Origin of the sequence: Microbacterium sp. BWT-B31 (assembly GCF_041379855.1) — a bacterium.
Taxonomy (GTDB): Bacteria; Actinomycetota; Actinomycetes; order Actinomycetales; family Microbacteriaceae; genus Microbacterium.
The window spans coordinates 73,807-99,029 of record NZ_JBFECU010000007.1 but is presented as its reverse complement, the minus strand read 5'-3'; the positions used below and the strand labels follow the sequence as shown (position 1 = coordinate 99,029).

Genomic DNA, 25,223 nt, shown 5'->3' with positions numbered 1-25,223 from the left:
GCCGTCGATTCTGCGACACGAACGGCGTCTCGCACGAACGGAGGCCCGGCAAAACTCCTCCGATCCGGCGAGGCCGTGGCCCTCAGGCCCGCGCCGGGGCCTTTTCGAACCGGATCGAAGGAGTTCTGCAGACGCCGACCCGCGCAGGGGTGCACCGAACCCCGGCGGGACGCAACCGGTGACCCCCGCTCAGCCGTCGAGCATGTGGCGCAGCGCGCGGCGCAGCGCGGCGCGGTCCTCGGGCGACAGCAACCCGGTGAGCGCGCCGTCGACCCGGTCGACGAGCGGACGCAGGCGGTGCCGCTCGGCGAGGCCGTGCTCGGTGAGGCGCACGGCGTTGCGGCGTGCGTCCTGCGGGTCGCGGCTGCGCTCGAGCAGGCCCCGGCGCTCCATGCGCGAGACGAGGTCGGCCACGGTCGACCGATCGAGGTCGACCTCGTCGCAGAGTTCGCGCTGGCTGGCCTCGCCGAGGCGGTCGAGCACGACGAGGATCGAGTACTGCACGCTGGTGATCTCGGTCGAGACCATGCGGGTCCAGGCGGCCACGTGCAACTGCTGCGCGCGGCGGATGAGGTACCCGGTGTGCCGCTGCGGCTCGGGCTCGGTGTCGTCGAAAGCCGGCCCGGCGGCCAGAGACGCCGTCATCGCGTCACCAGGGCCCCCCGCTCGACGAGGAACCCGCCGAAGAACGCGGTGAGCTGGTCGCGGGCCGACAGGGGCAGCACGTGCGCGACGTACTGGTCGGGGCGGACGATCACGATCGCCCCCTCTTCTGCGATGCCGCGTTCGGCGAAGATGTCGCGCGCGGGGTCGGTCGCCCAGACCTTCTCCCAGTCCTGCAGCCCGAGCGGGCCTGACGTCGGCAGCAGGATCGACGGCAGTTCGGTGACGTCGACGCCGTGGTGCCCGCCGCGGAACACGGCGTGAACGTCGAGCACGGCATCGACGTCGGCGCCGGCGGGCGTGAACCGCGCGACGGGCGAGTCGGATGCCTCGCCCAGCCACTCCGCGAGCTCGCGCAGCCCTTCGCCGGTGGCGTCGCCGAAGGCGTACAGGCGCCAGCGGCCGTCGGCGCGGTGCGCGTGCCCCAGTTCGAGGCGCCGAGCGTCGGCCACCCGCACGACCGGGGCGGAGTGGAAGCGCGTGCCGATCTCGAAGCCGGGCGCGAGCGCCTGGTGCTCCGCCGCGCCGGTGAGCGCCGAGGGGCGGTAGCGGGTGGCGAGCCCGGCGGTGTACCGGCCCTGGCGCGCGAACTCGGCCTTCATCTCGTCGGCGGTGACGCCGCCGAGCTCGGAGTGGGCAGGGTCCAGCGTGGGCTGGGCGATGAACGCCGACCAGAACCGGTCGAAGTCGATGAGGTCTTGCGCGACGGCCTGACGCTCGGCCGAGTAGGTGCGCAGCAGAGCCTCGGGCGAGCGGCCCTCGAGCACGGCGGCGAGCTTCCACCCGAGGTTGAAGGCGTCCTGCATCGACACGTTCATGCCCTGACCGGCCTTGGCCGAGTGGGTGTGGCATGCGTCGCCGGCGATGAACACGTGCGGCAGGCGCCCGGTCGCGTCGTCTGCCGGCACGTCGTCGAAGCTGTCGGTGAGGCGCTGCCCCACCTCGTACACCGACGACCACGCGACGGCCCGCACGTCGATCGAGTACGGGTGCAGGATGCTGTTCGCCACCGCGGTCAGCTGCTCGACGGTCGTCAGGCGGATGCTGCGATCCCCGGCCGTCACCTCGCCGAGGTCGACGTAGCAGCGCACCAGGTTGCCGCCCTCGCGCGGGATCATGAGCAGGCTGCCTTTTCCGGCCGACTGGATGACGTTCTTGGTGCGCCAGTCGGGAAAGTCGGTGGTGGCGAGCACGTCCATGACGCCCCACGCGTGGTTCGCGGCATCCCCCCGCAGTTCTCGCCCGATGGCGCGGCGCACGTTGCTGCGCGCGCCGTCGCACCCGACCACGTATTTCGCGCGCACGGTGAACTGCTCGCCCGCACGCTCGCCTTCGGCGTGGCGCAGGGTGACGGTGACCGGATGCGACCCCTCGCCGACCTCAAGGGTGACCAGTTCGATGCCGTAGTCGGGCTCGAGCCGGCTCGCCGAGACGGCCGCGTGGTCGAGCAGGTACTGCTGCATGCGCGCCTGGTTGACGATGACGTGCGGGAACTCGCTGAGCCCCTCGGGGGTGTCTTCGACCCAGCCGGTGCGCACGATCTTGGAGCGATCGCCGTCGGACGGACCCCAGAAGCGCACCTCGTTGACCCAGTACGCCTCGCGCAGCAGCGCCTCGGCGAGACCGAACGCCTGGAACATCTCGACCGTGCGGCACGCGACGCCGTCGGCCTGGCCGACCAGAAGGGGCCCGGGGCGGCGCTCGACGACGCGGGTGTCGATGCCGGGGAACGCCGCGAGCTGCGCGGCCAGCACGGTGCCGGCGGGGCCGGTGCCGACGATGAGCACGTCGACCGTCTCGGGAACGGATGCCGGCCGGGCGTGCGCCTCTCGGGCGGCGGGCTGGACGTCGGGGTCACCGGGGCGGAAGCCCTCTCGATAGAACTGCATGCCCGATCTCCTTCGACTGCGGTGCGTGCGGGTGGCGCGGACAGCGCGCGCAAGCAGAATACCGTCAGTACCCCAACGATTTCAAGAGCCTCCCGCTTAGGATGGGGCGAACGTCGGCACCCGGTTCCACGTGGCGTGGCATCCGGATTCGCCATCGAAGCTCACCCGACCGCGACGACGCGGCCGGTCATCGGTTCAAAGGAGACCCCGTGTTCAAGAGCCCCTTCCCCGAGATCGAGATCCCCAACGTCAGCGTCCACGAGTATCTGTTCGACACGCTCGAGGAAGCCGACCTCGGCCGCGTCGCGCTGATCGACCCCGCCACGGGCGCCGAGACCACCTATGCCGCGCTGCGCGCCCAGGTCGACGCGTTCGCCGGCGCCCTCGCGGCGCGCGGCGTCGGCCCGGGTTCGGACGGCGACGACCCGACCGTGCTGGGCCTGCTGTGCCCGAACATCCCCGCGTTCGCGACGGTGTTCCACGGCATTCTGCGTGCGGGCGCGACGGTCACCACGATCAACTCGCTCTACACGGCCGCCGAGATCGAGAAGCAGCTGAGGGATGCCGGCGCCACCTGGCTCATCACCGTCAGCCCGCTGCTTGCCCAGGCCTCGGTCGCCGCCGAAGCGGTGGGCATCCCGCACGAGCGGGTCATCGTGCTCGACGGCGCGCACGGCCACCCGAACCTGCGGGAGCTGCTCACCGAGGGCTCGCCTGCGCCCGAGGTGTCCTTCGACCCCGCGACGCACGTGGCCGTGCTGCCGTACTCGTCGGGCACGACCGGCATCCCGAAGGGCGTCATGCTCACCCACCGCAACCTCGTCGCGAACGTCGCCCAGTGCCGCGTCAGCATTCGCCTGCACGAGGCCGACCGCGTGCTCGCGGTGCTGCCGTTCTTCCACATCTACGGCATGACGGTGCTGCTGAATCTCGCCCTCCGCCAGCGGGCGAGCCTGGTCACGATGCCCAAGTTCGACCTCGTCGAGTTCCTCACGAACATCCAGAAGTACGAGTGCACCTACCTGTACATCGCGCCGCCGATCGCCGTCGCGCTGGCGAAGCATCCGATCGTCGACCAGTTCGACATCTCGACCGTGCACACCGTGTTCTCGGGCGCCGCGCCGCTGGACGGCGAGACCGCCGAGATCGCCGGCCGCCGCATCCACGCCCGCATGATGCAGGGGTTCGGCATGAGCGAGCTCAGCCCGGTGTCGCACGCGATGCCGTTCGAGCGCGACGACATTCCGGTGAGCTCGATCGGCGTGCTGCTGCCGAACCTCGAGTGCAAGCTGATCGACACCGCGACCGGCGAAGAGATCACCGAGGTCGGCGACGACGGCCAGACCGCGCCGGGCGAGCTGTGGGTGCGCGGGCCGAACGTCATGCTCGGCTACCTGAACAAGCCCGAGGCGACCGCCGAGACGCTCGACGCCGACGGGTTCCTGCACACCGGCGACGTCGCGGTCTATCACGAGGGCGGCTACTTCTCGATCGTGGACCGCGTGAAGGAGCTCATCAAGTACAAGGGCTACCAGATCGCGCCGGCCGAGCTCGAGGCGCTGCTGCTGAGCCACCCCAAGGTCATGGACGCCGCCGTCATCGGCGTGCTCGACGACGACAAGCAGGAGATCCCGAAGGCGTTCGTCGTGGCCGCGCCCGACTCCGGGCTCACCGGCGACGAGGTCATGGCCTTCGTCGCCGCTGAAGTCGCCCCGCACAAGAAGGTGCGCCGCGTCGAGTTCATCGAGGCGATCCCGAAGTCGTCGGCGGGCAAGATCCTGCGCAAGGACCTCCGCGAACGCGAGAAGGCAGCGGCTGCCGGCTGAGCCGACGGGCGGATGCCCGCGGACCGGCGGTTCTCGTCGGCCCGCGGCATCCGTCGCCCGTTCCTGCACGCAAGCGCTGCGTTTCGGTGCGACCGCGCCATTTCCATGCACCGCCGTCGCACCGAAGTGCCGCAGTCACCCCGGTTCGCCGTGCGGGTGACCGCGGGGGCTTGACAATCACAGCTTTCTTCAAGAAAGTACCCACATGCCCCTGCGCTCGGACTGGTCCGCCGCGACGTGCCCGATCGCCCACGCCGCCGACGTGCTGGCCGACCCGTGGGTGCTCGTGATCCTGCGCGAGCTGTTCTCGGGCCGCAGCCGGTTCGACGAGCTGCGCCAGGCGACCGGTGCGGCCGACAGCGTCCTCTCGCGGCGGCTGCGGCGGCTGATCGAGGTCGGGTTGATCGAACGTCGCGAGACGGGCGGGTACCTGCTGACGGATGCCGGCGCCCGCGCCCTCCCGATCCTCCACGCCTATGCGCGCTTCACGCGCGCCGCCGACCCCGAGGGACCCTGGGGCCTGACGATCCTGTGCGCGCGCTGCGCTGCCCCGGCCGAGGCATCCGATTGGTGCCCCTCGTGCGGCGCACCCCTCGACGCCTGGACCACGCTGTGGGCCCGCCGCAGCATGGGTGGGCTGCCGTTCGCCCTCGCCGTGCCCGCCGGGGAAGTCGTGCGAGCCGGGGCAGCCGTGCGCGCCGGGGCAGCCGTGCCCGCCGGGGCAGCCGTGCCCGCCGGGGAAGTCGTGCGAGCCGGGGCAGCCGTGCCCGCCGGGGCCGTTCCCGCCGCGGACGCGCCCGCCCACGACTCCCCGCGAGACCCCGCATGACCGACCCCCGCGACACGCTCCCCGCCCTCGCACCACGCACGCGCCGCATCCACCCCGCGTGGTGGGTCGCCGCCGTGGCGTTCGTGGCGCTCATGGCCGCCGCGGGCTTCCGTGCGGCGCCGGGCGCGCTCATGGTGCCGCTGCACGACGAGTTCGGGTGGTCGACGAGCGTCATGTCGCTCGCCGTGAGCATCAACCTCGTGCTGTTCGGCCTCACCGCGCCGTTCGCGGCGGCCCTCATGGACCGCTTCGGCGTGCGGCAGGTCGTCGCCACCGCGCTCACCCTCGTCGCGCTCGGCGCCGGCGGCAGCGTGCTGATGACGGCGTCCTGGCAGCTGCTGATCTTCTGGGGACTGCTCATCGGGCTGGGCACGGGCTCGATGGCGCTCGTGTTGGCCGCGACGATCGCGAATCGCTGGTTCGTCGCCCGCCGCGGACTCGTGATGGGCATCCTCACGGCGGGGTCTGCCACCGGCCAGCTCGTGTTCCTGCCGCCGGTCGCCGCTCTGGCGGAGTCGGTCGGGTGGCGCGCGGCGTCGCTGCTGGTCGCCGCGATCGCGCTGATCGCCGTGCCGATCGTGTGGCTGGTGCTGCGGGACCACCCGTCCGATCGGGGCGTGCTGCCTTATGGGGCGGATGCCGCGACCTGGGTCGCCCCGCCCCGCCACACCGGCGGCGCGGGCCGCCGCGCCTTCGAGGGTCTCGCGTTCGCGGCGAAGTCGCGATCGTTCTGGGCTCTGGCCGCCGCGTTCGCGATCTGCGGGGCGACGACGAACGGGCTGATCGGCCTGCACTTCATCCCGTCCGCGCACGACCACGGCATGCCGACGACGGTCGCGGCGGGCCTGCTCGCCGTGGTCGGGGTGTTCGACATCGCCGGCACGATCGCGTCCGGATGGCTCACCGACAAGTTCGACCCGCGCAAGCTCCTCGTCGGCTACTACGTCTTCCGCGGCGTCGGGCTGCTGCTGCTTCCGTGGCTGCTCGCCGACGTCGTGAACCCGAGCATGGTGCTGTTCGTGGTGATCTACGGACTCGACTGGGTCGCCACGGTGCCCCCGACCGCGGCGCTGTGCCGCGAGCTGTACGGCGAGCGCGGCACGATCGTGTTCGGCTGGGTGTTCGCGTCGCACCAGGTGGGCGCGGCGATCGCCGCGATCGCCGCCGGGGTCACGCGTGACGTCTTCGGCAGCTACACCTACGCGTGGTGGGGCGGGGCGGCGCTGTGCGCGATCGCGGCCGTGCTGTCGATCACGGTCCGGCGGGCGCGCGGGACCGCGCGCCGGGTTCCGTCGGACCAGGGCCGGGCATATCCTGCCTCGCAGGGGGATGGTGTTTGACACCGAGGGAGACGCCGTGGTTCGCATCCGACGTGAGGTTCACGCGCTCGGGCCGGGGTGGCCCGACACGCTCGTCTGGTACGCGAAGGCGGTGCGCGCGCTGCGTGCGCGCCCGATGAGCGACCCGACGAGCTGGCTGTTCCTCGCCGCGATGCACGGCATCGATCCCCAGCTGTGGGCCGACGCCGACTACATCGACGGCTCGACCGCGCCTCCCACTCAGGCCGTGCAGCGCACGTACTGGTGGCAGTGCCAGCACCAGAGCTGGTACTTCCTGCCGTGGCACCGCGGCTACCTGTCGGCGTTCGAGCAGATCGTGAAGGACGCGGTCGTCGACCTGGGCGGACCGGCCGACTGGGCTCTGCCGTACTGGAACTACAGCGCACCTGCCGCGGGTGCGCGCGTGCTGCCCTCCGCGTTCTCAGACGACGAGATGCCCGACGGCAGCGACAACCCGCTCAAAGTCGAGCGGCGCTTCGGCGACGGCACCGTGCCCATCACGATCCCCCGCCGCCTGGTGGCGCTGGGCGCCCTCGACGAGGACGACTACACCGCCGGCCGGCAGGGAATCCCCCCAGGATTCGGCGGTCCCCAGACCCTCTTCAACCACTCCGGTGGAACGAGCGGCGCCGTCGAGTCGCTGCCGCACAACCAGGTGCACGGCGCGATCGGGGGCGCCGGCGGCCTCATGTCGAACCCGAACACCGCCGGGCTCGACCCGATCTTCTGGCTGCACCACGCCAACATCGACCGCCTGTGGAGCGTGTGGCGTCGCGAGGGCGCCGATCCGCAGGACGACACCTGGCTCAAGGGCCCCGTCGCGCGCGCCTTCGTGGCTCCGAAGGTCGACGGCACCGAGTGGAGGTTCGCCGCGCGAGACGTGCTCGACACGCGCGCCGCGCCGCTGGACTACGTGTACGACGACGAGGTGGCGCCCGCCCCACCCGCTGCCCCCGCACCCCGGCGGCGCACGCGACGCATCGGCGTGTTCGCGGCCGCCGGAGGCCAGGTCCGCGCCGAGGGCGCCGCGCCCGACGAAGGAGCCGACATGGGCCAGGACCGCACCCCGGAGCTGATCGGCGCGAGCGACCGCGATGTGCCCGTCCAGGGCGCCACGGACGTGCCGGTGCGACTCGACGAGTCCGGCGTGCGAAACCTGCGCCGGGGTCTGCGCCGCCGGGAGGGGTTCGGCCTGGACGAGGCATCCGAGCCGCCGCGCGTCTTTCTCAAGCTCGAGGGAATCCAGGGCACCGACGATGCCGCCAACTACGACGTGTACGTCGGCCGCCCCGGCGGCCTCGACGATGTCGCCGGCGGCAAGGCGTTCGGCGCCGTCGACGACGAGGACGACGAGCGCCTGGCCGGCACGGTCTCGCTGTTCGGAGTGACGGCTGCGACCGACCCGGACGGCGCTCGGGCCGGCGTCGGCATCAGCCAGGTCATCGAGATCAGTGAGATCGTGGACGCCCTGCACCTGTCCGGCGAAGAGCTCGCCGAACTCGACGTGCGGTTCGTCCCGGCCAATGCCACGGTCGCCGAGATGAACTTCTCGATCGGGCGGGTGTCGGTGTACGTTCTTCCGACATGAGCGACCGGCTCCGGCTTCAGGCGCGCGCCGCGACGGTCGCGGTGCGGCGCGATCCGGTACCGGCGGCGCTGCTCGCGAGCGCGGCCGGGTGGGTGGCGATGGTGTGGCTCGTGCTCGTGGGCGGCCCGGGTGCGGCCGGGGGCACGGGGCACGGCGGCCACTTGGTCGTGGGGGCAGCGGATGCCGCGGCCCTGCCCCTCACCTCCGGCGCCTCGCACGGACTGGCGCTGTGGCTGCTGATGGTGCTCGCGATGTCTCCTCTGCTCATCGTGCGCGACGTGGACCGCATCTGGGCGGGCAGCCTGCGCCGCAACCGCACCGCGGTGCTCACGGCGTTCCTCGCCGGCTACACGGCGCCGTGGGCGGCGTCGGGGATCGTGGCCGTTCCGCTCGCCGACGCGATCGCGTCGACCGCGGGGAACGTCTGGCCCGTCGTGGTGGCCGTGCTCGCCGTCGTCGTCTGGCATCTCTCGCCCGCGCGGCGACGGTTTCTCAACGTGTGCCACCGCAGACCGGCGCTGCGTGCGTTCGGCGGCGGAGCGCTGTGGGACGCGACGCGGTTCGGGCTGATCGATGGGGCGGCGTGCACCGCCGCCTGCGGCCCGCTGATGGTACTGGTGATGCTGGCCGATGGCTGGCACCTCGTGGTGATGGCCGCGGCGACGGTGGTGCTGGTCGTCGAGCGCCACCTTCCGGCGCGGCGTCCACGGTGGCAGGTGCCGTTCATCGGTCGCCTGTCGCGGGGCCCGCGAGGATGGAGGGATGCCTCGGCCGCCCACCACTGAGCCGCCGGGGCCCGCCCCCGTGACGGCGGACGGCGACCCCGGCGATCACGCCGCGGGTGCGGGCGCCTGAGGCCCGCCGTCTCGCGCGCCGCGGCATCCCCTGCGAGAATCGCCACCGTGAGCCTGACCGTGAACGAGGTGAGGGTGTTCGTGGATCGCGAGGGCGCCCACGGCAACCCGCTGGCGATCGCGTGGGCGGATGCCGCCACCCGTGGCCGCGAGCAGCAGATCGCGGGCGACCTGGGTTTCAGCGAGACGATCTTCATCGACGCGATCGCCGATGGCGTCGTTCGCGCGCGGATCTTCACCCCGGCGGTGGAGCTGCCCTTCGCCGGGCATCCCACGGTGGGGCTCGCGGCATGGCTGCGCGAGTCGGGGGACGAGGTGCGCCAGATCGTGGTGCCGGCGGGGAGCGTGCGCGTGCGCGCGGACGGCGACGTCGTGTTCGTGACGGCTATGCCCGACTGGGCGCCCGAGTTCGAGATCGAGCGGTTCGACGCCCCCGCCGATGTGGATGCGATCGATCCCGAAACCTACGCGGACGGAATGCATTACGTGTGGGCGTGGATCGACGAGGGGGCGCACACCGTCCGAGCCCGCATGTTCGCGCCCGACCTGGGGATCCGAGAAGACGAGGCCACGGGTTCGGCGGCGATCCGGCTCACCGCCGCACTCGGGGTCGATCTCGACATCCGCCAGGGCCGCGGCTCGCGCCTGCACACCCACGTGCGCTACCTCGGCCAGCAGATCGAGGTCGGCGGGCGCACGAGCGCGGCACGGGTCATCGAGCTCGGCTGATCCCGCCCCCGGCAGATCACGTGCCCAGGAACGCGAACCCGGCCTCGCGGAAGGCCCGCGACCCCGGCGCGTTGAAGTGGTGGCGGCCGGCGATCTCGACGAACGTCCCGTTCGCAACGGATGCCGCGAGCCGCTGCGACCTGGGCAGGATCGGGTCCTCCGACCCGGTCGCGAAGAGCACGGGCTGGGTGGGCGGGCGCGACGGGTCGGGGTCGGCTTCGCCCAGCCGCATCCCCTCGGCCAGCGCGACGAGCGCGTGCAGATCGTTGCCCGCCACGCGCTCGGCGAGCGTGACGTAGCTTCTCGTGATCGGGTCGTCGACGGGGACTGCCTCGTCGGCGTAGGCGCGCGCCTGCTCGATCTGCATACGCGCGAGGGGCCGTCCGTCGGGGATGCCCCCGAGCACGGCCCGCGACACGTGCTCGGGGTGGTCGACGGCGAACTGCCAGCCGACGCGCGCGCCGAGCGAGTACCCGACGTAGCGCACGGCGTCGAGCAGGTGGGTGTCGAGGGCGATCAGCAGGTCTGACACGAACCGGTCCATCGCGTAGGCCCGAGGGTCGTGCGGCTTGTCGCTCGCGCCGTGCCCGCGCTGGTCGATGCCGAGCACGCGGTAGCCGCCGCGCAGCAGCTCGCGCACCCAGCCGGTGTCGACCCAGTTGTCACGACAGCTGGAGGCGAAGCCGTGCACGACCACGACGGGCGGGGCATCCGGGTCACCCCACGTGTAGGTCGCGATGCGGTGGCCCTCCTCCGACATCACGAACTGCGGGTCGGGCATCGTCGTGCGAAGCGCGGCATCCATTCCGCCATTCTGCTCCCGCCCGGCGGCGGTCAGCGCGAGCGGCTGCCGACCCGCCGCGCCCGCCGCGCCGGCTTCGGCAGCGGGACCGGCGCGGTCACGACGGTCTCCACGGTCATCGAGCCGTCGGTCGGGCCGACGAGCGCGATCGGCGTCGTGGGCGTGACGATGCCGGGGGCCGATGGCATGCGCGCCAGGCGCCGGTCGGCCGCGAGGTAGGCGGCAACGAGGATCACGACCGCGCCGACCCACGCCAGCGGGTTCGACCACACCACGCCGATGTAGCCGAAGACCGAGCCGAGCACGACCGCGGCGCCGACGCGCATGACGAGCTCGATGACTCCGGTGACGGTCGGGATGACGGCATCCCCGAGCCCCTGCAGCGAACCGCGCAGCACGAACAGCGGCCCGAGCACCCAGTACATCGCCCCGTTGACGACCAGCATCTGCGCGGCAAGCGCCACCACATCGCCCGACCCGTCGCCGACGAAGAGCCGGATCAGCGCGGGGCCGAACACGATGAGCGTCCCGCCGAGCACGACCGCGACGGCGACCGACATCCACGTCGCCTGCACCACGCCGCGGCGGATGCGGTCGGGGCGCCCGCCGCCGAAGTTCTGCGCGACGAACATCGACGAGGCCAGCCCGATCGACTGCAGCAGCGCCACGGCGAGCGAGTCGACGCGCGATGCGGTCGTGTAGGCGGCGACGGATGCCGCGCCCAGGCCGTTCAGCGCGACCTGCACCGACAGCGTGCCGATCGCGATGATCGACGCCTGGAAGCCCATCGGAAGGCCCAGTCGCAGGTGCGCGACGCAGTCCGCGCGCGTCACCTTCCAGTCTGCGCGGCGCGGGTGCAGCGGCTGTATGCGCCGGCGGACATATACCAGGCACAGCGCGACCGAGACCGCCTGCGACACGACGGTCGCGACCGCAGCCCCGCCCACGCCTCCGTTGAGAAAGCCGACGATCAGGATCACCAGGCCGATGTTGAGCCCGCACGACAGGATCAGGAACACCAGCGGCGTGCGCGAGTCGCCGATCGCGCGGATGAGCGCGGCGAGGTAGTTGAACAAGAGCATCGTGGGCGCGCCGAGCAGACTCACCTGCGCGAACACCGTCGCGTCGGCCATGAGCGCGTCGGGCGTGCGCATGAGCGCGAGGGCGGGCCCCGCCAGCAGCGGCCCGACGGTCATCAGCACGACGCTCGCGATCGCCGTGAGGATCGTGCCCGTTGCCACCGAGCGGCGCACGGCCGCGGCATCCCCCGCTCCGTAGGCCTGTGCGGTCGGGATCGCGAACCCGCTCGTCATGCCCCACACGAAGCCCAGCAGCAGGAACAGCAGGCTCCCCGTCGCCCCGACTGCGGCGAGCGCGTCCACCCCGAGGTGCCGGCCGACCACGACGGCGTCTGCGAACTGGTACAGCTGCTGAACGACGTTGCCGATCAGCAGCGGCACCGAGAACGTCAGGATGACGCGCCACGGGCTGCCGGTGGTGAGGGATCGGGGCATGGCTGACCTCAACGAAAGAGTCGGCCCGCTCGGGGCCGACTTCAGGGGAATCGGATGCTGGCGCTCCGCGTCGACACGGCGGCTGTGCCGTCGGGGTGTCGAATCGTTTCGAAGTTGTCATCAATTCTGGCACGCGCCCACCTGAAGCCCCGCTGAATGCGCGACGGAGCGCGAATCCGCGTTCCATAGAATGGACGCGACCCTCCCAGAAGAATCGTGAGGCCCGGCCTCGCGAGGATTGGCGCCATGCAGTACATCTCCACCCGCGGCGGCTCACTCGGCCAGTACTGCGACGTCCTCCTCGAAGGGCTGGCCCCGAACGGCGGCCTGGCCGTGCCCGAGCGCCTCCCGCAGCTGAGCGGCGGCGACCTCGAGCGGCTGCGCGAACTGGCCTACCCCGAGCTTGCGACCGAGATCCTCAGCCTCTTCGCCACCGACATCCCCCGCGACGACCTGGCCCGGCTGACGGCGGCGGCGTACGGCGGCGGAAAGTTCGCGGCGGCCGAGATCGTGCCCGTCGAGCCCCTCAGTGACGAGCTGACGCTCGTCGGACTCTCCGAGGGCCCCACCCTCGCCTTCAAAGACATGGCGATGCAGTTCCTCGGTGAGGCGATCGAGTACGTGCTCGACAAGACCGGCCGCGTGCTCAACGTGCTCGGCGCCACCTCGGGCGACACCGGCTCCGCGGCCGAGCACGCCTTCCGCGGACGCGAGCGGGTCGCGATCTTCATGCTCTCGCCGCAGGGCCGCATGAGCGCGTTCCAGCGCGCGCAGATGTACTCGCTGCAGGACGCGAACGTGCACAACCTCGCCGTCGAGGGCGTCTTCGACGATTGCCAGAACCTCGTCAAGCGCCTGTCCGAAGACATCGACTTCAAGCGTGCGCACAGCCTCGGCGCGGTCAACTCGATCAACTTCGGCCGCATCTCGGCGCAGATCGTCTACTACGTGTGGGCGTGGCTGCGCGCCACCGACGCCGTGCCCGCCGCCGAGCGCGCTGGCTTCGAGGTGTCGTTCGCGGTGCCGTCGGGCAACTTCGGCAACATCCTGTCGGGGTACTACGCCAAGAGCATGGGCGTGCCCGTGCGCCGGCTCGTGCTCGCGTCGAACGAGAACAACGTGCTCGACGAGTTCTTCCGCACCGGCCGCTACCGCCCGCGCTCGGCCGAGCACACGCTCGCCACCTCGAGCCCGTCGATGGATGTCTCGCGCGCGTCGAACCTCGAGCGCTTCGTGTTCGACCTGCTCGGCCGCGACCCCGAGCGCACCGCCGCCGCGTGGCGCGAGCTCGCCGAGACGGGCCAGATCGACCTATCGGCCGAGCAGCCCCGTCTCGAGACCGAGTTCGGGTTCGTGAGCGGCACGAGCACCCACGCCGACCGCCTCGCGACGATCCGCTCGGTGTTCGAGAGCACCGGCGTCACCATCGACCCGCACACCGCCGACGGCGTCAAGGTCGCGCGCGGCCACATCGAGCCGGGCATCCCGATGCTCGTGCTCGAGACCGCGAAGCCCGAGAAGTTCGCCGACACGATCGCCGAGGCGCTCGGCACGCCGATCGAGACGGATGCCGCCACCCGGGCGCTCCTGGACGCGCCGCAGCGCGTGACCGACATCGCCGACGACGAGCAGCTGCTGCGCTCGTTCATCGCCGAGCGCGCGCTGCGCGCCTGACCCGCGCGGCATCGCCGAGCGAGCGCTGCACTTCGCGGCGAGCGCTGCGTCGCGCGACGCAGCGCTCGCAGGAAACTGCCGCCCTCGCGTAGGGCGAGACCGGCCCGCGTGAGCGACGGGGCGGAGGAGGTTCAGACCGTCGCAGACAACGTCACGCGGCGGCGCAGTCCGCGCAGAGGCCGAAGACCTCGAACACGTGCCGCGTGACGGTGTAGCCGCGGGCGGCAGCGGCGCTCTGGATCCACGACTCCGACGGAGGATCGATCTGGTCGGACCTTCCGCACCGCTCGCACACCAGGTGATGGTGATGGGTCCGGTCTCCGCACGCCTTGTAGAGAATCTCCCCGTCCACGGTGATGGTGTCGGCCAGCCCCGCCGCGGCGAGGGCGTTCAACTGCCGGTACACCGTCGCGATGCCCACCCGGTCGCCGGCGGCTTCCAGCGCGGAATGAAGCTGCTGAGCCGAGACGAAGCCTTCGCGCTGGTCCAGCGCCTGGCGGATCACCGTCTTCTGTACGGTTCGGCGGCCCTCGGTCGCAGTCTCCATCCGGCCCCCCTCACGGATCCGCCTCTCATCCATTGTAGGCGGCGGCACCGCCCCGGTCTCCGGGCCGGCCCGGGTGGGCCGGCCGAGCGGCGGTCACGTTCGCGGCGGCGGTGCCACCGACTCGCGGAGGAGCGCGCTCACAAGAGCGGCGCAGCGCCCGCGTCGGCGTGGGTCGACGCGGCGACGGGATCGGCGCCGCGCAGCCGCCGTCGCAGGTTGACGATCGCCACGGTCATGGCGACGGCCAACAGCGCGATGATGACGACCAGCACCCACGGCACAGCCCACACGACGGTCGTGGCGGAGGTGATCGCGGTGATGCCCGTGACGTCCTGTCCGGCTGAGGTGACGTCGGTGATCTCGACGGTGACCCACAGCGGACCGATCGGGGGCACGTCGCCGACCTCCGTCACGACGCTCTGGGCGCCCTCGGGCAGGATCTCGTCGAGGCCGTCCACGGGTGCTTCGGCGCTCCACCATCCGAACAGGCCCGTCACCCGGACGTGCGCGGCGGGCTCCACACGCACATTGCCGGTGTTCTCGAGGGTTGCCACGACATCGAGGGGAGCCGTGGCCCAGGGCGCCCACCGGCCTTCGTAGCTTCCGTCGATGCGGTCGATGTCGAGGGCGGCGTCGACGAGACCGGCGACGCGGAGATGGATGCGGGTGCCGACGCGGTACTGCACGGTGGCGCTGTCTGCTTCCGACGGGGTGCTGACAGCCACGATGGCGCCGGCATGGTCACCGGGCTCGGCGCCTTCGGGGACGGTGACGGTGAAGGGCACGACGACGTTGGATCGAGCGGGGACGGTCACCTCGGTGGCGTCGAGCCGAACCCAGGCACCGATCCGTTCCGCGTCGTCTTGCTCGGTCAGCACCTCGAACGCGTTCTCGGGGGTCTGCACGGCGTCTTGGGCGTAGAGCGCGACTGTCAGGGGCCGTTCTCCGAGGTTGCGTACGGCGACGGCGTCATCGGCGCTGTCGCCAGGCTCCACGACGTAGTCGAACGCGGGTCGCCCGTCGGGCCCGTCCGCGGTGGCGGGGGCGACGGCCCAGGTCTGCGGGCCTGCGTCGTCATCGGCGGCCGCGTGCGCGGCTGAAGGAAGGGCGGCTGCCGCGGCGAGGAAGCCGAGGACGGTGAGGGTGGCCAGACTGCTGCGTGTGGATGACATGGGTGTTCCTGGACGCGTGTGATCGGGTGCCGGCACGTGCTGGCGCCGGCACCCGACCCGCGACTGCTGCTAGATGACGGTGATCAGCACGACGCCGGTGTAGTCGCCGACCCGGGTGGTGGTCGGCGCTTCGATCCGGATGTCGGCGCCGAGCACGGCGGTGCCGGTGGACGATCCCGCCGCGCTCGTGCCGAGGACGCTGAAGCCCTTGATCCCGTTGCCCTCGATGTAGCCGGGGGCAATGACGGGACCGGCGGTCACGGTCTGGCCGGCGGAGGAGCTGACCACCTTCGGGGTCCAGCCGATGTACTTGCCGTCCAGGTATGCGCCGTCGATCGTGCCCAGCGCGCGCACCCGGCCGGACGCCGACCAGCCGGGCGCGCCGGAGCGCGTGTCGGTGACGGTGATGCCGCCGATCGTGCCCTCAGACACGTAGCGGTCGGCCTGGGCGTTCAGCTGCAGATCCGACAGCTCGCTGCGCTCGCTGCCCGACGCCACGCTGATCACCAGCGCACCCTCGGTCTCAGCGAGGCTGGTGGCGATCTGCGGGCCGACCCCGGGAGTGCTCCCGTGGTCGTCGACGCGGATGCGGACCGGCTCGCTCTCGGCGATCACGTTGTGGTCGTGGTCGTAGATCGCGGCCTTCACCTCGTGCCCGGCGGTGACCACGAACCCGTACGTGTCGGTGTCGGCACCGTCGACGACGGTCCACTGCGCGTCAGCGTTCGGGCGCGTGAACCAGTGATAGTGATAGCTGGCCGACTCCGGGCTCGGGATGGCGAACAGGGCCGCCACGTCCCCGGTGTGGTAGTGCGCCCCAAGGCCCAGGATCGACAGGGTGGTCTCGCTCGGCTGCGGCTCCGGCTCCGGCTCCGGCTCGCTGCCGGCCTCGCCGACCTGGAACGTGTAGGTCTCGGCATCCGAAGTGGACGTCTTGGTGCCGTCCTGACTGGTGATCGTCGCCCGCGCGGTGAGGGTGTAGGTGCCGGCGGCGGTGAACCCCCAGTTCGCATGCGTGTGCGCGAGGAAGCTCTGGTGGATCGTGGCGGGGAGCTTCCAGTCGTCCTGCAGCAGCTGGACGATGTCGCCGAAGACGCCGTTGGTCCACAGGTAGACGTCGCCGGGACCGTCGACCTCGCTGATGACGATGTCGACATCGGCGTCTGCGCCGTAGACGGATGCGGCGCCCATGCTGTCCCACCCGGGCCACAGCAGGCTCGAGTCCTGGGTCAGCGGCAGGTACCACAGCGAGGTGGGCGCGCCGGGCGGCAGGTACGCCGCCGGCAGCCCTTCTCGATGGGCGTCCTGCTTCACGACCAGGGTGACCTTCTCGGGACTGTGTTCCACGTGCGAGCCGGTGACGTCCTCCTTGAGGTTCAGCCGGATGCTGCCGTCGGGGTTCAGCGCGAGATTGAACGCGTCGATGTGACCGGTGTCGAACGAGACCGGGTCCTCGACGTCGGCCGCGTATGCCGGCGCGGCCAGCAGCGGGGCCGCGGCCACCGCGAGCGCAGCGATGGCGGCGACCGCGGTGCGTGGCCGGGCGAGGGTAGATGTCATCTGAGGCATCCCTTCCTGTGGGTCATGGCTGTTGCCAGCCGTCGTTGTGAGCGGTGCGCTCACGAGGTTCAGGTCACGTACGGCGGCGCGGAGCGAGCGCCGATGCGCCGAGGAACGCCAGCCCGACGACCAGGGCGGCGCCGGCAAGACTCGCCAGATCCGTGGTGGACTGCGGGTCGGCAGGACCGGTGGCCGCCAACGACAGCTCGCACTCGGCGCCGCTGGCGGTGCGGCCGACATAGGTGGTCACGGTCTGTTCGCGCACCGCGGAGCGCGGGTCGCCCGCCCCGACGAAGAACGTCAGCGTGGAGGTAGCGGTCACCCGCTCGCCGTCGATGGTTCCCGCGAAGGTGAGATCGGCATGGTAGGCGCCGGGCTGGGTGAATGCCCAGATGCCGTGCACGTGCACTCCGCTGGGGCCGACCTCGATGCTGGTCGAGCGGGGGAACCCGCTGACGGTGCCGAAGTACCGTGCGCCCAACTGGCCCCACGAGTTCACCGAGTACACCGCGAGCTCGCCGGGGCCTTCCAGGCCGTCCAGGGTGAGCGTGACGGGCCCCTGCGCCCTGCCGGCCACAGACGGGTGCTGGGTGTTCCAGCCCAGCCACGGCACATCCGGCTGCTGCGTGAGCGGGATCTGCCAGACCTGCCCCGAGCCGAGGAAGTCGAACTGACCGCCCGGAACCTGCACGGCGGCGGCATCGGGAAGGTGGAACACCAGGGTGGCCGGGTCGACCCACGGAGCGGGGGCCGAGCGGTCGTCCTTGATCAGGGCGCGCAGCGTGCCGCCTTCTCTGACCGGGCCGAAGTCGAAGTGCCCGCCGGTGGCCACATCGACGTTCTCCGGGCGCACGGTCGTGGTGACCGGGGTGGGGACGCACTCCTCGACGGCTGCCTCCGCGGCGACGACGTCGATCTCGGTCCAGCCGACCAGCGCCGCCGTGGTGTCGCGCACCACGATCCGGTGTGCGCCGACGGCCGTGTCGGGCGGGATGGCGACGGTGAAGGCCCCTTCGTCGTTCACCTGCTTCCATCCCAGATCCACCGGGGCCGACAGCAGCCACGGCGACACCCAGTGCGAGGCGGGCGCGGTCGTGGTCGTGACCGTCACCGTCGCCCCCGGCGCCACTGTCGGCGACGAGACCGTGACGCCGCCGCGGGAGCCATCGGTGAGCGCCGCCGGGTCCGGCGCCGGCAGCGACCTCTCGGGTGCGACGGTCGGATCCACCGGGGTCGGCGCGGGCTCGGGCGTGACGGAGTCGGTCGGGGCCGGCGACGCCGTGGGGGACGGCACGACGGTGGCCGACGGCGACGGGATGGGTGAGGGCTGACCCGGGTCGGACTCGGTCGGCGAAGGGGTGGGGTCGGGTCGTCCGGGATCGGTGACGGCGGATGAAGGCTGCGGCGCGGGCGTCTGCGAGGGCTGCGGGTCGGGCGCGCCGACGAGGAAGGTGTACGTCTGGGGTTCGGACCGGATCGCGCGGCCGTCCACGAGGTCGGCTTCGGCGACGAACGTGAAGGTGTGCGTGCCGGCGGCGGTGAACACCCAGTTCGCGTGCGTATGCGCCCCGACGTTCTCCGTGATCGTCCGCAGGCTCGCGTCGGTGGAGCTGAGCAGGCGGCGCGGGCCCTGCACCTCGTTGACGAACAGCTCCACACGGCCGGGGCCGCTGATCTCTTGCAGCCGGATGCGCACCTGCTCGGACGCGAAGACGCCCCGAGGCAGCGACTCGGTCTCCCACCCTGCCCACAGCACTCCGGGCTGGTAGGTCTGCGAGATCCGCCAGATGGGGGCACCCGCCTCCCCGAGGAACGAGAACGCGGGCAGGTCGGGGACGGTGTCCTTCAGTTCATCGGTGACGTGGAACAGCACCTGCGCCGGGTCCAGGATCCGACCTGGCCCGCTGTCGAGATCGGCGCGGGTCTTGAGCACCAGGGCGTCGTTCTCATACCGGACGCTCAGCGCGTCGGTGTGGTTCCGATCCAGCACCACTGTGGCCTCCGCGGCCGCCGACGCCCGCACGGCATCAGCCAGCCCGGTCACAGCGGACAGCGAAACACAGGCCGCACCGATCACCGCCAGGAATCGGCGGGTGGCGAACGAACGGGCTCGGGAGGTCACGGTGGCAGACATATGCGGCAGAGATCGCTTTTCACATCGGTTCGGGTGGGGCACGGCTCGCGCTCGGTGGTCACAAGCCTTATTGATAATAAGTATCATTACCAACATCGGGGATGCAAACCCCGTCGCTTCGAACCTCGTCCCCGCAACGGAGACCCGCCATGCACCGACACGAACGCCCCCTGCTCCGGGCTGCGGCGGTCCTCCTCGCGACTGCTGCGCTCTCGGGGTGTGCGGCCCCCGGCACCGCGCCATCGACCGATTCGCGCCTGCGGGTCGTGACCACGACGGGCATCCTGGCGGACTTGGCTCGCAACGTCGCCGGAGATCGGGCAGAGGTGACCTCGATCGTGCCGGACGGCGCGGACCCGCACAGCTACGAGCCGACGCTGCGCAACGTCCGCGACATCGTCTACGCCGATGTGGCATTCACGAACTACCTGCTTCTCGAGGAGCAGAGCATCATCAAGGCCCTCGACGCGAACCTGCGCCGCGGCATCCCGAACATCTCCCTCGCCGAGAGCGCGGTGAAGTACGCAGCCGAGATCATCCCGCTCGTCGAGGACATCTCACTCGACACCGTCTGGCTCGGCGTGCGTGTCACCGGCGACGGGTCTCAGCTGGGGGCCGACCGCAGCTCGGACGTGCTGCTGTCGGCGACGGGGATGACCGGACCCGGCGACCTGCACGCGTACCTGACCGGCACGTTCGGCGACGTGGCGCACTACATCGACTCCACCGACGGCTTCGACGAGACCACCGGATACCGGGCGGACACGATGCTTCTCCCGCCCGACGCGCACACCCACCTCAGCTGGGCGTTCACCGAACCAGGCATCTACGAGCTCGACGTCCAGGCCAAGCTGCAGGTCGATCCCCAGTCCAAGCCGATCCCGATCGCCGAAGACACGATCGTGTTCGCGGTCGGCGTCGATGCGCACACCGTGCCCGGCCGGGAACAGGCGCAGGTGCTGGACTCCGGCCACTCCGACCTCACCGTCGACCTCGACCGGGGAGTGTTCCAGGTGGTGCGGGACCATGAGCACGGCAGCGGCGGCGCCCACCAGGAGATCCTCGACGTGCACGACGTGGTCGTCGAGGTGCCCGGCAAGGCGTTGCACGAGATCCCCGGCGACCCTTCCTTCCGGTTCCTCGGTCGCGCGGGCGAGCCTGTCTACCAGCTGCCGCAAGCGGTGCTCGGCAAGCACATCCACGGTGAGATCGACCCGCACCTGTGGCAGAACGTCCGCAACGCGATGGCCTACGTCGAGATCATGCGCGACACCCTCACCCAGGCCGATCCCGAGGGTGCGCGGGAGTACCGCGACAACGCGCGTCGGTACCTGGGAGAGCTCGAACGGCTGGACGACGACGTGCGCGCGGCGATCGCGAGCATTCCGCCTTCGCGGCGGGTGCTGGTCACCACGCATGACGCGTTCGGGTACCTCGCGGCCGCGTACGACATGACCATCGCCGGGTTCGTCACTCCCGATCCGGCAAGCGAGCCCAGCATCGCCGAGCGCAAGCGGCTCACGCAGACCATCCAGAACCTGAACGTTCCCGCGGTGTTCCTCGAACCCAACCTCGCGGCGCGCTCCTCCACTCTCGTCGAGGTCGCGAAGGAGCAGGGCGTTCAGGTGTGCCCGATCTACGGGGACGCGCTCGATGAGAGCGCCCCCACCTACACGGACATGATCCGCGCCAACGCCGCCTCACTCGTGCGTTGCCTCACCGACTAGACCCACGAAGAAGGAACACATGCCACGCACCGCCCTGTCCCGACTCGCCCGCCGCAGCGGGCTGATCCTCGCCGCAGCACTCCTGGCCGCTCAAGGCGTGCTGCCGGCGGCAGCATCCGTCGACGACGACCTCGATCAGGTCATCGACTCGAACCAGCAGCAGGGCACAGGGCAGGTCGTTCTCTCGGCCGGGCACGCCGACTTCGGGCCCACCTTCGGCACCGGTCGGTGGGCGCTGCAGATCCACGACGACACCAGCGTGCCCCGCTACTGGCGCAACCCTGAGGACGTCGTGCTCCAGGTGACGGATGCCGCGACCCTCACCGTCCCCGAAGACGAAGCGTTCGCCTTCCTGCAGCTGCCCGCGGGCGCGCCCGTGCACGTCATCCCGCAGACCGAGCAGCCCGGAGTGATCTGGGCGGGCTGGAACACGCAGGAGCCGACCCTGCTCGGCTCTCTGAGCCTCGGCGCCACACTGCGTGTCCACGCCGTCGAAGGCCCCGGCGACGTCGTGGTCTACCTGCAAGGCGGCAACTTCGGGGCGCCGCAGCCGCTGTGGAGCACACACGAGCCGTTCCCCCAGGACGCCTGGATCGAGGTCAACACCCACACCCATGCGAACTGGGTGTTCAGCCGGCCCGGCGTCTACCTCGTCGACGCGGAGTTCACCGGCGACCTCGTCACCGGCGAGACCATGACAGCCCGAGGCACGCTCCGTTTCGCCGTGGGCGACGCCACCGATCCCGCCGACGCGTTCGCCGCCCACCTGAGCCGGAGCCCAGAGGGTGACAGCGCCCAGACGGCCGCCGCGCCCGCGAGCGGCGACGAGTCGGCCGCCGGCGCGGATGCCTCCGACAGCGCGGTCTGGTACCTCGTCGCGGGAGGCGCCGCTGTGCTGGTCATCGCCGTCCTGGTCGTCGGCATCGCCACCACCCTGGCCCGGCGCCGCGGCCGGGGCGATGCCGGCACGCACGGAGACGCACGATGACGCAGCAGTCCCCACGCCCGGCGCACGGGATCGAGGTCGACGCGCTGAGCGTCGATCTCGGCGGGCGCCGCGTGCTGGCCGATGCCACCGTGCGGGTGCGTCCCGGCGAGCTCGTCGGGCTGCTCGGCCCGAACGGAGCCGGCAAGACCACGCTGCTGCGCTCCATCCTCGGCCTCGTCCCGGCCCGCTCGGGCACGGTGCGAATCGACGGGCGCCGACCGGCTGAGGCGCGCTCCCTGGTCGGGTACGTGCCGCAGCGACACGAGTTCGCGTGGGACTTCCCCATCACCGTCGAAGAAGCCGTGCTGACGGGTCGCACCGCACGGATCGGATGGATGCGCCGCCCCAAGACCGCCGACTACCGGGCCGCCGACGAAGCCCTGGGCCGCGTCGGGATGGCCGCACTCCGGCGCCGTCCCGTCGGCGAGCTCTCCGGTGGGCAGCGGCAACGCGTCCTGGTGGCGCGCGCACTCGCCCTCGCCCCGACCGCCCTGCTGCTCGACGAACCGTTCACCGGCCTCGACATGCCCAGCCAGGAGCTGCTCACCGACCTGTTCACCCGACTCGCCCGAGAGGGTCACGCCGTGCTGATGACCACCCACGACATCGCCGCCGCCCTGCACGACTGCACCCGGCTGTGCCTGATCAACCGCCGCATCATCGCCGACGGGACGACGGCGCAGCTCGGCGACCCTGCGGTGTGGATGCGTGCGTACGACATCCGTCCCGACAACCCCCTGCTGCGTGTCGTGGCCGCCGCCGTCGATCAGGAGGAGCCCGCCGATGCTCTCACCCGTTGACTTCATCGCAGACCTGCTCAATCCCGATCTCGCCTTCCTTCCCAAAGCCCTCGCCGTGGCGATGATGTCGAGCCTGGTCTGCGGCATCGTCGGCAGCTACGTCGTGCTGCGGGGCATGGCCTTCATCGGCGACGCCGTCGCCCACGCCGTCTTCCCGGGGCTGGCGGTGGCCTTCGTGGTGCAGGGCAGCCTCGTCGTGGGCGGGGCCATCGCCGGCGTGCTGACCGCGATCCTGGTCGCTGTGTTCGCACAGAACCGGCGCCTCAAGGAGGACAGCGTCATCGGCGTCTTCTTCGTGGCCGCGTTCGCCCTCGGCATCGTCATCATCAGCCGCGCCCCTGGCTATGCCGGCTCCTTGCAGCAGTTCCTGTTCGGCTCCATCACCGGCATCCCCGACGAAGACGTGCTCGTCGTCGCCGCCACCGGGCTCGTGCTGCTCACCGTCGCGTTCCTGCTCCACAAGGAGTTCGTGCTCGTCACCCTCGACCGCGAGATGGCACGCGCCGCCGGCATTGCGGTCTTCGTGGTCGACCTGGTGCTCTACGTCATGGTCGCCGTCGCGATCGTGATCTCCATCCAGACGATCGGCAACATCCTCGTCCTCGCCCTGCTCATCACCCCCGCGGCCGCCGCGCGCCTGCTCACCGACCGGCTCGCCGTCATGATGCTGCTGGCCCCCGTCATCGGCGCCTCCTCCGCCCTGATCGGCCTCTACCTGTCGTGGAGCCTCGATCTGCCTGCCGGCGGCATGATCGTTCTCGTCGCCACCGGCGTCTTCCTGCTCTCGTGGCTGCTTGCCCCCCGGCACGGCATCGTCGTGCGCGCCACGGGCCGCTACCGGCGCTCGGGCGACCCCGATCCGGCTCTGGCTGCGACCTGACCCGGCTCTGCTCGTCGCGGCGCGCCGCGACGCGCGGCGGTGATGCGGACTGGTGCGCCCTGGTCCGGCCGTCACGGCGTGAACGCGTCGACGAACCGGTCGCGGAAGGCGTCCATGCGCCAGACCGGTGCATCGGCGGACGGGCGGACGCCCGGTTCCCAGCGCCACGATGCGATCCGCGCGAACACCGCCGGGTCCTTCGCGATGATCGTGACCGGTACGTCGTGGTCGGCATCCGCGCCGCTCACGATCCGCGCGGGCTGATGGTCGCCGAGCATCACCAGGACGAGGTTCGGCTGGTCGTAGGCGTGCAGGTACGTAAACAGCGCGCCGAGGCTGTACTCCACCGACTCTCCGTACATCTCCTGGACTCGGTGCGGGTCGGCCCAGAGCTCGATCGGCGCCGGGTCCTGGGCGGGTTGGGCGTCGAAGACCGACGCGTCGGCGACCTCGGACCACGGCACGAGCCGCGGCAGGGGCGTCCACGGCGTGTGCGACGAGACCAGGTCGATCTCGGCCATGACGGGCGCGTGCGAGCCGGTGAGCTCGCGGTCGTGGAAGGCCTGGAGCGTGAACTGGTCGGGGACGCGCGCATAGCTGAAAGCGGGACCGGTGTAGCCCAGGTTCCCGGCGTCGAGCATCGCGTCGTAGCCGTAGAACGAACGGCCGACCGGCCACGTGCCGGTGTTCGAGGGCACCACCGAGACCGTGCGCCAGCCGGCATCCGCGAACAGCCGCGCGAGGGTGAGCCGGTCGCTCGAGGTGAGACTGTCGTACTTCTGCGGCGAGTCGGCCCACACGCCGCTGTGCAGCGTGGCGTGCGCGAGCCAACTGACCCCGCCGAACGTCGGTGAGGTGAGCAGGGCGCTCTGGGCCGAGTAGCCGTCTCGGGTCAGCTGCTCGCCGCCTTCGCGGAGCGTCTGGGCGACGCCCTGTGTGAAGGCCGAGTCCCGCACGGCGACCTCGCCGTAGCTCTCCACGAACACGATCACGACGTCTTTGCCGGCGAGGGCGCCGAACAGCCCTCCGTCCGGTGCGTCGCGCAGCGGGTCCGAGGCGAGCGCGCGCTGAAAGTCCGCCTGATCGCGCACGCTCTGCGCCGTGCGCGCCGCGGTCGCGGCGAGCGCACGGGCGGACTCGGCCGCCGCGAGAGGCACGCCCGGCACCAGCTGCGTTCCGGCCAGAGCCCCCACGATCCACGCTGCGGCGACCGCGGTGATCGCGATGCGCCCGGCTCCCTCCGACCGCGCCGCCACGCGCCCGACCCGAAGGGCGCAGCGCGCGAGCACCACGGCGGCCGCGGCGAGCACCCCCGCCACGAGCGCGACCAGCAGGCCCGCGTTGACCGGGCCCGCGGCATCGGCCACCACGCCCACGGCGCTCACGACCGCCGGTGCGTCCTCGGCGGGGCTGAACCCCCGGTCGATCGTCGCCCGGAATCCGGCGTCGAGCGCCGCCGCCAGCACGGCCGCGACGACGACCGCGCCGAAGACGCCGGCGACGACCGCCCGCCATCGCGGGGAGGCCACCGCCACGAGCAGAAGCACGACGACGATCGACTCGACCGGCAGGCTCAGCAGCGCCGCGGGTGTGCCGGCCGAAAGCGCTCCGGCGACCAGCGGCACCGCCAGCAGCACCGCGAGCGCGGCGACCGTTGCGACGCGCGCTCGTCGCGACGCCATTCGCTCATCGATGCCCGCGTGCACG

General features: G+C 71.6%; 20 protein-coding genes. 11 read left to right on the top strand and 9 right to left on the bottom strand.

The window, feature by feature from the left end:
- Positions 1-189: 189 nt before the first annotated feature.
- Both AB1K54_RS09310 and AB1K54_RS09305 read right to left on the bottom strand, forming a co-directional pair.
- Positions 190-645 carry a MarR family winged helix-turn-helix transcriptional regulator gene (locus AB1K54_RS09310; protein ID WP_371202466.1) on the bottom strand — a complete coding sequence of 152 codons (456 nt, stop codon included), beginning with the start codon at positions 643-645 and terminating at the stop codon, positions 190-192.
- Complete coding sequence (locus AB1K54_RS09305; protein ID WP_371202465.1) at positions 642-2,552, bottom strand: FAD-dependent monooxygenase; 1,911 nt, start codon at positions 2,550-2,552, stop codon at positions 642-644. Before AB1K54_RS09305 ends, AB1K54_RS09310 begins: the two co-directional genes overlap by 4 nt.
- A gap of 209 nt (positions 2,553-2,761) precedes the next feature.
- Here AB1K54_RS09305 and AB1K54_RS09300 point away from each other — a divergent pair, with 209 nt between their 5' ends.
- From AB1K54_RS09300 to AB1K54_RS09275, 6 genes are all read left to right on the top strand, one after another.
- The gene (locus AB1K54_RS09300) at positions 2,762-4,378 is read left to right on the top strand and encodes an AMP-binding protein (RefSeq protein WP_371202464.1); all 1,617 of its coding nucleotides are present in this window, start codon (positions 2,762-2,764) and stop codon (positions 4,376-4,378) included.
- 205 nt (positions 4,379-4,583) lie between these two features.
- On the top strand, positions 4,584-5,207 hold the full coding sequence (locus AB1K54_RS09295; protein WP_371202463.1) for a winged helix-turn-helix transcriptional regulator: 624 nt from the start codon (positions 4,584-4,586) through the stop codon (positions 5,205-5,207).
- Positions 5,204-6,547, top strand: coding sequence for an MFS transporter (locus tag AB1K54_RS09290; protein ID WP_371202462.1), 1,344 nt, complete (start codon positions 5,204-5,206; stop codon positions 6,545-6,547). Before AB1K54_RS09295 ends, AB1K54_RS09290 begins: the two co-directional genes overlap by 4 nt.
- Positions 6,537-8,135, top strand: coding sequence for a tyrosinase family protein (locus tag AB1K54_RS09285; RefSeq protein ID WP_371202461.1), 1,599 nt, complete (start codon positions 6,537-6,539; stop codon positions 8,133-8,135). The genes AB1K54_RS09290 and AB1K54_RS09285 overlap by 11 nt, the downstream gene beginning before the upstream one ends.
- On the top strand, positions 8,132-8,920 hold the full coding sequence (locus AB1K54_RS09280; RefSeq protein WP_371202460.1) for a DUF2182 domain-containing protein: 789 nt from the start codon (positions 8,132-8,134) through the stop codon (positions 8,918-8,920). The genes AB1K54_RS09285 and AB1K54_RS09280 overlap by 4 nt, the downstream gene beginning before the upstream one ends.
- Before the next feature lie 117 nt (positions 8,921-9,037).
- Complete coding sequence (locus AB1K54_RS09275; protein ID WP_371202459.1) at positions 9,038-9,718, top strand: PhzF family phenazine biosynthesis protein; 681 nt, start codon at positions 9,038-9,040, stop codon at positions 9,716-9,718.
- 16 nt (positions 9,719-9,734) lie between these two features.
- Here the strand turns inward: AB1K54_RS09275 and AB1K54_RS09270 are convergent, their stop codons facing one another.
- Complete coding sequence (locus tag AB1K54_RS09270; protein ID WP_371202458.1) at positions 9,735-10,523, bottom strand: alpha/beta fold hydrolase; 789 nt, start codon at positions 10,521-10,523, stop codon at positions 9,735-9,737.
- Between the two features lie 29 nt (positions 10,524-10,552).
- Positions 10,553-12,034 (bottom strand): MATE family efflux transporter, encoded by a 1,482-nt coding sequence (locus AB1K54_RS09265; protein ID WP_371202457.1) that lies wholly within the window; start codon positions 12,032-12,034, stop codon positions 10,553-10,555.
- 246 nt (positions 12,035-12,280) lie between these two features.
- Between AB1K54_RS09265 and thrC the strand changes: the two genes are divergently transcribed.
- Positions 12,281-13,708 carry a threonine synthase gene (thrC, locus tag AB1K54_RS09260; protein ID WP_371202456.1) on the top strand — a complete coding sequence of 476 codons (1,428 nt, stop codon included), beginning with the start codon at positions 12,281-12,283 and terminating at the stop codon, positions 13,706-13,708.
- Positions 13,709-13,859: 151 nt separating this feature from the next.
- On the opposite strand, the gene AB1K54_RS09255 is transcribed toward thrC, so the two are convergent.
- From AB1K54_RS09255 to AB1K54_RS09240, 4 genes are all read right to left on the bottom strand, one after another.
- Complete coding sequence (locus AB1K54_RS09255) at positions 13,860-14,255, bottom strand: Fur family transcriptional regulator (RefSeq protein ID WP_371202455.1); 396 nt, start codon at positions 14,253-14,255, stop codon at positions 13,860-13,862.
- A gap of 137 nt (positions 14,256-14,392) precedes the next feature.
- Entirely contained in the window at positions 14,393-15,427 is a 1,035-nt protein-coding gene (locus tag AB1K54_RS09250; RefSeq protein WP_371202454.1) for a WxL protein peptidoglycan domain-containing protein, read from the bottom strand.
- A 69-nt stretch (positions 15,428-15,496) separates the two neighbouring features.
- A complete protein-coding gene (locus AB1K54_RS09245; protein WP_371202453.1) occupies positions 15,497-16,987 on the bottom strand; it encodes a choice-of-anchor M domain-containing protein in 1,491 nt (496 codons plus the stop codon).
- 73 nt (positions 16,988-17,060) lie between these two features.
- Entirely contained in the window at positions 17,061-19,109 is a 2,049-nt protein-coding gene (locus AB1K54_RS09240) for a TIGR03773 family transporter-associated surface protein (protein WP_371202452.1), read from the bottom strand.
- 278 nt (positions 19,110-19,387) lie between these two features.
- On the opposite strand from AB1K54_RS09240, the gene AB1K54_RS09235 reads away from it, so the two are divergent.
- Genes AB1K54_RS09235 through AB1K54_RS09220 form a run of 4 tightly spaced genes read left to right on the top strand, consistent with a single transcriptional unit; the run spans position 19,388 to position 23,516 of the window.
- Complete coding sequence (locus tag AB1K54_RS09235) at positions 19,388-20,848, top strand: anchored repeat ABC transporter, substrate-binding protein (protein WP_371202451.1); 1,461 nt, start codon at positions 19,388-19,390, stop codon at positions 20,846-20,848.
- Positions 20,849-20,867: 19 nt separating this feature from the next.
- A complete protein-coding gene (locus tag AB1K54_RS09230) occupies positions 20,868-21,836 on the top strand; it encodes a choice-of-anchor M domain-containing protein (protein ID WP_371202450.1) in 969 nt (322 codons plus the stop codon).
- Positions 21,833-22,636 carry an anchored repeat-type ABC transporter ATP-binding subunit gene (locus tag AB1K54_RS09225; RefSeq protein ID WP_371202449.1) on the top strand — a complete coding sequence of 268 codons (804 nt, stop codon included), beginning with the start codon at positions 21,833-21,835 and terminating at the stop codon, positions 22,634-22,636. Before AB1K54_RS09230 ends, AB1K54_RS09225 begins: the two co-directional genes overlap by 4 nt.
- A complete protein-coding gene (locus tag AB1K54_RS09220; RefSeq protein ID WP_371202448.1) occupies positions 22,620-23,516 on the top strand; it encodes an anchored repeat-type ABC transporter permease subunit in 897 nt (298 codons plus the stop codon). The genes AB1K54_RS09225 and AB1K54_RS09220 overlap by 17 nt, the downstream gene beginning before the upstream one ends.
- Before the next feature lie 71 nt (positions 23,517-23,587).
- On the opposite strand, the gene AB1K54_RS09215 is transcribed toward AB1K54_RS09220, so the two are convergent.
- Entirely contained in the window at positions 23,588-25,198 is a 1,611-nt protein-coding gene (locus AB1K54_RS09215; protein ID WP_371202447.1) for a CDP-alcohol phosphatidyltransferase, read from the bottom strand.
- Positions 25,199-25,223 lie beyond the last annotated feature (25 nt).